At 68.3% G+C, this 6,126-nt stretch carries 8 protein-coding genes; all 8 read right to left on the reverse strand.

Annotated elements, in window-relative coordinates:
- Positions 1-15: 15 nt before the first annotated feature.
- On the reverse strand, positions 16-900 hold the full coding sequence (locus PROPJV5_RS08915) for a hypothetical protein (protein ID WP_119715997.1): 885 nt from the start codon (positions 898-900) through the stop codon (positions 16-18).
- Complete coding sequence (locus PROPJV5_RS08920; RefSeq protein ID WP_147385412.1) at positions 890-1,156, reverse strand: DnaJ family domain-containing protein; 267 nt, start codon at positions 1,154-1,156, stop codon at positions 890-892. Before PROPJV5_RS08920 ends, PROPJV5_RS08915 begins: the two co-directional genes overlap by 11 nt.
- Before the next feature lie 42 nt (positions 1,157-1,198).
- Positions 1,199-2,551: a dipeptidase gene (locus PROPJV5_RS08925; RefSeq protein ID WP_119715999.1), complete on the reverse strand. Its 1,353-nt coding sequence runs from the start codon at positions 2,549-2,551 to the stop codon at positions 1,199-1,201.
- A 5-nt stretch (positions 2,552-2,556) separates the two neighbouring features.
- Complete coding sequence (purL, locus tag PROPJV5_RS08930; RefSeq protein WP_119716000.1) at positions 2,557-4,821, reverse strand: phosphoribosylformylglycinamidine synthase subunit PurL; 2,265 nt, start codon at positions 4,819-4,821, stop codon at positions 2,557-2,559.
- A gap of 335 nt (positions 4,822-5,156) precedes the next feature.
- Positions 5,157-5,312, reverse strand: coding sequence for an integrase core domain-containing protein (locus PROPJV5_RS13160; RefSeq protein ID WP_119716001.1), 156 nt, complete (start codon positions 5,310-5,312; stop codon positions 5,157-5,159).
- Entirely contained in the window at positions 5,269-5,553 is a 285-nt protein-coding gene (locus PROPJV5_RS13165; protein WP_420812727.1) for a DDE-type integrase/transposase/recombinase, read from the reverse strand. The genes PROPJV5_RS13160 and PROPJV5_RS13165 overlap by 44 nt, the downstream gene beginning before the upstream one ends.
- A 97-nt stretch (positions 5,554-5,650) precedes the next feature.
- Positions 5,651-5,797 (reverse strand): IS3 family transposase, encoded by a 147-nt coding sequence (locus PROPJV5_RS12560; RefSeq protein WP_182858658.1) that lies wholly within the window; start codon positions 5,795-5,797, stop codon positions 5,651-5,653.
- A 193-nt stretch (positions 5,798-5,990) separates the two neighbouring features.
- Positions 5,991-6,126 (reverse strand): integrase core domain-containing protein (locus tag PROPJV5_RS08950; RefSeq protein WP_147385413.1); only part of this gene is annotated, 136 nt, incomplete at its 5' end.

Genomic DNA, 6,126 nt, shown 5'->3' on the forward strand with positions numbered 1-6,126 from the left:
CGGACACGTCGGCCACTACCCCAGGGCCGCCCGCAACGCGGCCGAGAACGGGCCCTGGACGAGCACTGCGGGCATCCCGTCGGGGTCGGTCCTGGTGATCTGCTGGGTGCCGCCGTCGGGGCCGATGAAGAACAGTTGGGGTGTGAGGGGGTGCGGGTCCGACTCGTAGTGCGACACGGCGAACGGCACCATGGCGTTGAGCGCGACGGCCAGGCCGGGGCCGCGAATGACGTGTACGAGCATGGCCTCCTGGACGGGCACCGCGACGACGATCCCGATGGTGCCGCGGGCGAAGTCCGGGATCACAGTGTCGAGGACGCCGAGTCGGCCGGCCACGTAGGGGTCTGGGGCGGTGATGAGCGTGACGATCGAGTCGGGCTGGTTCTGGGAGAGGACCGAGTGATTCTGGAAGAACGGGGCGCGCGCGAGGTTCCGCCTGCCGAGGTCGAGCATGGCGGCGGAACCGCCCAGTGGTCTGGTGCGTTCGTTGTTCGCGATGATCTTCTCAACTCGGTTCGGGTGGTCGATCGCCGGGACGAGGACGATGCCGGGCAGTACCTCGATGACGGAGGAGAGACACTCTTCCGGGATTGCTGCCCGCTGCGTACAGGACAGGAAGACACTGGCCGGGTCGATCGGCTCCGCACGGCGTTCCGGGGTGACGAGCATCTCGGCGATGAAGGAGTCGACGACCTGCGCCCAGCGTTCAGTCGGCTCCTCCCGCAGCATGCGCGCCAGGCCGTTGACCCTGATGACACCTCCCTCGTACCTGAAGATGCCGTCACCGTCGTAGCCGGCCCGGACGCCGCGGGCCGCGATGCTGCCGGTGCACAGTGTGACGAACTGCTGGTAGCTCTGCGGGCTCATCCAGGCGGCCCATTCGGGCACCTCACCGGTCATCGTCACCCTCCTTGTAGCTGCTGGCCTGTCGCTCGGCTACACGCTCTCCGCGCATCTCCCGGAGCGCGCGCAGATGGGCGGGCAGAACGCCCGAGAGGTCCTCCCGTTCGAGGCGTTCGATGATCCAGGGCTTCTCCGCCCCGGGTCGGCCCAGGTAGATGGGACGACCAGTGTAGGGGTTGTTGTCGAACTCTCCGCGCTCGATGGCCTCGCGGACGAGACGTTCGGGATAGCTCTCGAACCTGGGCGCGCTCATGGCAGCCGCCTCGGGCCGGGTGCCGGACTCATCGCCCACGGCTCATCGACCCAACCGGTCGAGGAAGAGGGCCTCTGCCCGGCAGGCACGCCCGAAGTCGCCCAGTTCGAGCGACTCGTTGAGGCCGTGCATGCGGCAGTCAGGGTCGGCGACGGCGGTGCACAGCACCGTGGCCTGCGGGAAGGCCTCCTGGAAGGAGGCGATCATGCCGATGGAGCCGCCGGTTCCCACGCAGACGGGGTCGCTGCCGTAGGCATCGCCGTAGGCGGAGCGGGCCTGTTCGGCGATGGGCCCCTCGAAGGGCACGGTCGACGGGTTGGCGGCCTCGGCGTTGGACACGGCGACCTGCACGCCCCAGGGGGCGTGCTCCCGGATGTGCCTGGCCAGGCACTCGACCGCGTTCTCGCGGGTGTCGCCGGGGGCGATGCGCAGGCTGATGCGTGCCCGGGCCGCGTCGATGAGCACATTGGAGCTCGCCGCGATGGGGGTGGTGTCCATGCCGATGACGCTGATGGCCGGCTTGGCCCACAGCCGGTCGACGAATGGGCCGGTGCCGATGAACTCGACGCCGTCCAGGACACCGGTCTCGGCCCGCAGCCGGTCGACCGGGTAGTCGAGTTGCTCGGCGGCGGTGCCGCTCACGAGACCGGCCACGGCCACGTCACCGGCGTCGTCGTGCAGGGTGGCCAGCAGACGGCACAGCGCGGTGAGGGCGTCGGGGACGACACCGCCGAACTCGCCGGAGTGGATGGGCTGGGCGAGGGTCCTGGCCTCGATGACCAGGTCGGCCACCCCACGCAGCGAGGTGGTGAAGGCCGGCACGCCGATCTGCCAGTTGCCGCAGTCGGCGATGACGTAGGCGTCGGCGGCCAGTTCGTCCCGGTGGGTGGCGAGCAGGTCGTCGAGGCTCGGCGATCCGATCTCCTCCTCGCCCTCGAAGAGGACGGTGACGCCGACGGGGGGTCTGCCGTCGAAGGCGCGCAGCACGGCCAGGTGCATGGCCAGTCCGCCCTTGTCGTCGGCGGTGCCGCGTCCGTACAGGCGGCCGTCGCGTTCGGTGGCCACGAAGGGGTCGGTGTGCCATGCGCCGGGGTCGCCGGTGGGTTGGACGTCGTAGTGCGAGTACAGGCACACGGTGGGCCTGCCCTCGGGGGCCGGCCAGTGGGCCAGGACGGCGGGCTTGCCGCCGGCCTCGATCGTGCGCACGTCGGTCCAGCCGAGTCCTCTGATGGCCGCGACGAGGTAGTCGGCCATGACCGTCACGTCGCCGGCGTGCTGGGGCTGGGAGCTGATGGAGGGAATCGCGACCATCGCGGCGAGGTCGTCGAGGGCGGGACGCACCTGGGCGTCGGTCGCCTCGAGGATCCGGGTGTCGCGGGCGTCGTCGGCTGCCATGAGGTTCAGGCCTCCTGCATCGCGGTCGGGATGGTTGCGGCCCAGGCGTCGCGGATCCGGTTCAGCGGCAGCGTGAACAGGCCCTCGACGGTCAGTTCGGCGTCGCCGGTGACCTCGCCGAGGCGGGTGGCTGGCAGGTCGTGCTCGGCGCACAGGGCGACGAGGTCGTCGTACCGGCCGGGGGCGACCGAGACGATGGCGCGGGCCGGGCTCTCGCTGAACAGCTCGGCGCAGGGGTCGAGGTCGCCGGGCAGAGTCACGGCGGCACCGAGATCCTTGCGCAGGCAGCTGTCGACGAGGGACTGGGCCAGGCCGCCCTCGGACAGGTCGTGGGCGCTGGCGAGGATGCCGGCGCCGGCGGCCGCCCGGCACACCGCGGCCAGGGCCTTCTCGGCCCGGAAGTCGGGGAACGGGGGCAGCCCGCCGAGGTGGTGGTCGTGCATGACATCGGCCCACACCGAGCCGCCGAGCTCCTGCTTCGTCGCCCCGAGCAGGACGATCACGTCACCGGGGTTGGCGAAACCCATCGGGGTGCGGGTGCGGACGTCGTCGATGACGCCGAGCATGCCCACGAGCGGGGTCGGGAGGATGTTCTTGCCGCCGGTCTGGTTGTAGAGGCTGACGTTGCCGCCGGTGACGGGGATGCCGAGTTCGGCGCAGCCGTCGACGAGTCCCTTGATGGCCTCGACGAGCTGCCACATGACCTCGGGGTCCTCGGGCGATCCGAAGTTGAGGCAGTCGGTGATGGCGACGGGCTCGGCGCCGGTGACGGCCACGTTGCGGTAGCTCTCGCTCAACGCCAGCTGGGCGCCCAGGTAGGGGTTGAGGTAGGTGTAGCGGCCGTTGGCGTCGGTGGACAGGGCGATGCCGAGGTTGGTGTCCTCGTCGACGCGGATCATGCCGGCGTCCTCGGGCTGGGCCAGGATGGAGTTTCCGCGCACGAACCGGTCGTACTGGTCGGTGACCCAGCTCTTGTCGGCCAGGTTCGGGCTGGCGACGAGCGCGAGCAGCGTCTCGGCGAGCTCGTCGCCCGAGCTCGGACGCGGCAGGGCGTTGGCGTGGTCGGCGTTGACGGCGTCGATCCAGTCGGGGCGGGCCTGCGGACGGTCGTAGGTGGGGCTGTCGTGGGCGACCGTGTGCGGGTCGACGTCGACGATGGTCTGCCCGTGCCAGTCGATGACGAGGCGGTCGCCGTCGGTGACCTCGCCGATGATCGTCGCCTGGACGTCCCACTTCGCGCAGATCTGCATGAAGCGGTCGACGTCGTCGGGTTCCACGACGGCCATCATGCGCTCCTGCGACTCGCTCATGAGGATCTCCTCGGGCGTCATCGTGGAGTCGCGCAGCGGGACGAGGTCGAGTTCGCAGTGCATGCCGCCGTCGCCGGCGCTGGCCAGCTCGCTGGTGGCGCAGCTGATGCCGGCGGCTCCGAAGTCCTGCAGGGCCGTGACGACACCGGCGTGGAAGAGCTCCAGGGTGCACTCGATGAGGAGCTTCTCCATGAAGGGGTCGCCCACCTGGACGCTGGGCCGCTTCTGCGGCCCGTCGGCCTCGAAGGTCTCCGAGGCCAGCACCGAGGCCCCGCCGATGCCGTCGGCGCCGGTGGACGCGCCGAAGAGGATCACCTTGTTGCCCGCGCCGGTGGCCTTCGCGAAGGCCAGGTCCTCGTGCCGCATGACGCCCACGCACAGGGCGTTGACGAGCGGGTTCCCGTAGTAGGAGTCGTCGAAGACGAGTTCGCCGCCGATGTTGGGCAGGCCCAGGCAGTTGCCGTAGCCGCCGACGCCGGCGACGACGCCGGGCAGTACGCGCTTGGTGTCGGGGGCGTCGAGTGCACCGAAACGCAGGGCGTCCATGACGGCGATGGGACGGGCCCCCATGGCCATGATGTCGCGGACGATGCCGCCGACGCCGGTCGCGGCGCCCTGGTAGGGCTCGACGTAGCTGGGGTGGTTGTGGGACTCGGCCTTGAAGGTGACCGCGTAGCCCTGGCCGATGTCGACGGCGCCGGCGTTGTCGCCGATGCCGGCCAGCAGCGGGCCGCGCGGGGTGGTCTGCGGCAGGGCGGAGAAGCGGGACAGGTGCAGCTTGCTCGACTTGTAGGAGCAGTGCTCGGACCACATCACCGAGTACATGGCCAGTTCGGCGCCGGTTGGACGCCGGCCGAGCAGCTCCCTGATGCGGGCGTACTCGTCGGCCTTGAGGCCGAGCTCGGCCCACGGCTGGTCCACGTCGGGCGTCGTGCGTGCGTTCTCAACGGTGTCAACCACGGCACCAATCTAGCGGCCCGCGGTGGCGGGCCACGCAGGTGCCATGGGTGAAGCCGTCTCCCGCACGCCGTCTTACCCTTGGGGATTGTCCCTGGTTGTGGCCTGGGTTGGGGTGGTGGGGGTGACGGGTGTCGGTGGTGGGATTTAGCGTTCTTGTCCGGTGGCCGTGCATCCCCTATGCGGCTGCTTGGAGTGATATAGGTTTTTCGGACAGTGGTTAATGGTTGGTTTTAGGCTGCTGTCTTGTGGTATTGTCTCCATTCGGCGTCGACTTGGTTGGGGGTCTGGCAGTCGATGGCGGAGTGGAGACGTTTGTGATTGTAGCGTAACTCGATTCAGGCTGTCACGTCCCGGATCGCATGGTTGTGGGTCGGGTAGACCTTACGGTTTACGAGTTCTTTCTTCAAGATCGCATTGAAGGACTCGGCAGCGGCATTGTCATAGCAGCTACCGGTCCGCCCCACGGACGGGAGAATCCCGTGATCGGCCATGAATTTCGTGTATTCGGCCGACGTGTACTGGGAGCCTCAGTCCGAGTGAAAAACCGTGACACCACGGGTTGGTGGACAGTTCCGCGCGGCCATGGCCAGGGCCTTGGGTGACGAGCTCGGTGCGCATGTGACCAGCGATCGTGTGCCCGATGATCTTCTTCGAGAAGCAGTCCATGACCACCGCGAGGTAGGCGAATCCCTGCCAGGTCGGAACATACGTGATGTCGCCCACCCATTTCATTCCGGGCGCGGCGGCGGTGAAGTCTCGGCGCAGCCGGTCGGGCCGGTCGGGAAGGTCTGGGGCCGGCACGGTCGTCCTGGCTCGTTTCCTGGGCTGGTCAGGCGACAAGACCCTCGACGGCCATGATTCTGCGGACCGTGTCGGGTGAGGCCTTGACGCCGCTCTGGGTCAGTTCGGCGTGGATCCGGCGGTAGCCGTAGGTCTGTTCGGACTCTTCGAAGAAATAAGTGATCAGTTTTACCAACTCTTCTTTGCGGTGAGCGGTCGCCGAGAGTGGACGATTGCGCCAGGCGTAGTATCCGGACTTGGATACTTTCGCCCACCGGCACATGGATCGGACCGGGTAGTTGCCTTATCCTGGTGATCTCCGTCATCACCACCTTCGTGCTCCTGGCTCTGTCGATCTGGATGCTCGTCTCCGTACGCCGCAACCACCCCTAGCAGTGTGCACGACGCTCATCGTTGTACTGATCGGGGATGTTGGTTAACCGTGTGATGGGTGGGAGGTTCCCGCAGGCCGTGTGGGGTCTGTGGTGATTGTAGAAGTGGATCCAGCTGGCCAAGGCATCGCGT

The sequence above is a fragment of the Propionibacterium ruminifibrarum genome (assembly GCF_900289195.1).
Lineage (GTDB): Bacteria > Actinomycetota > Actinomycetes > Propionibacteriales > Propionibacteriaceae > Propionibacterium > Propionibacterium ruminifibrarum.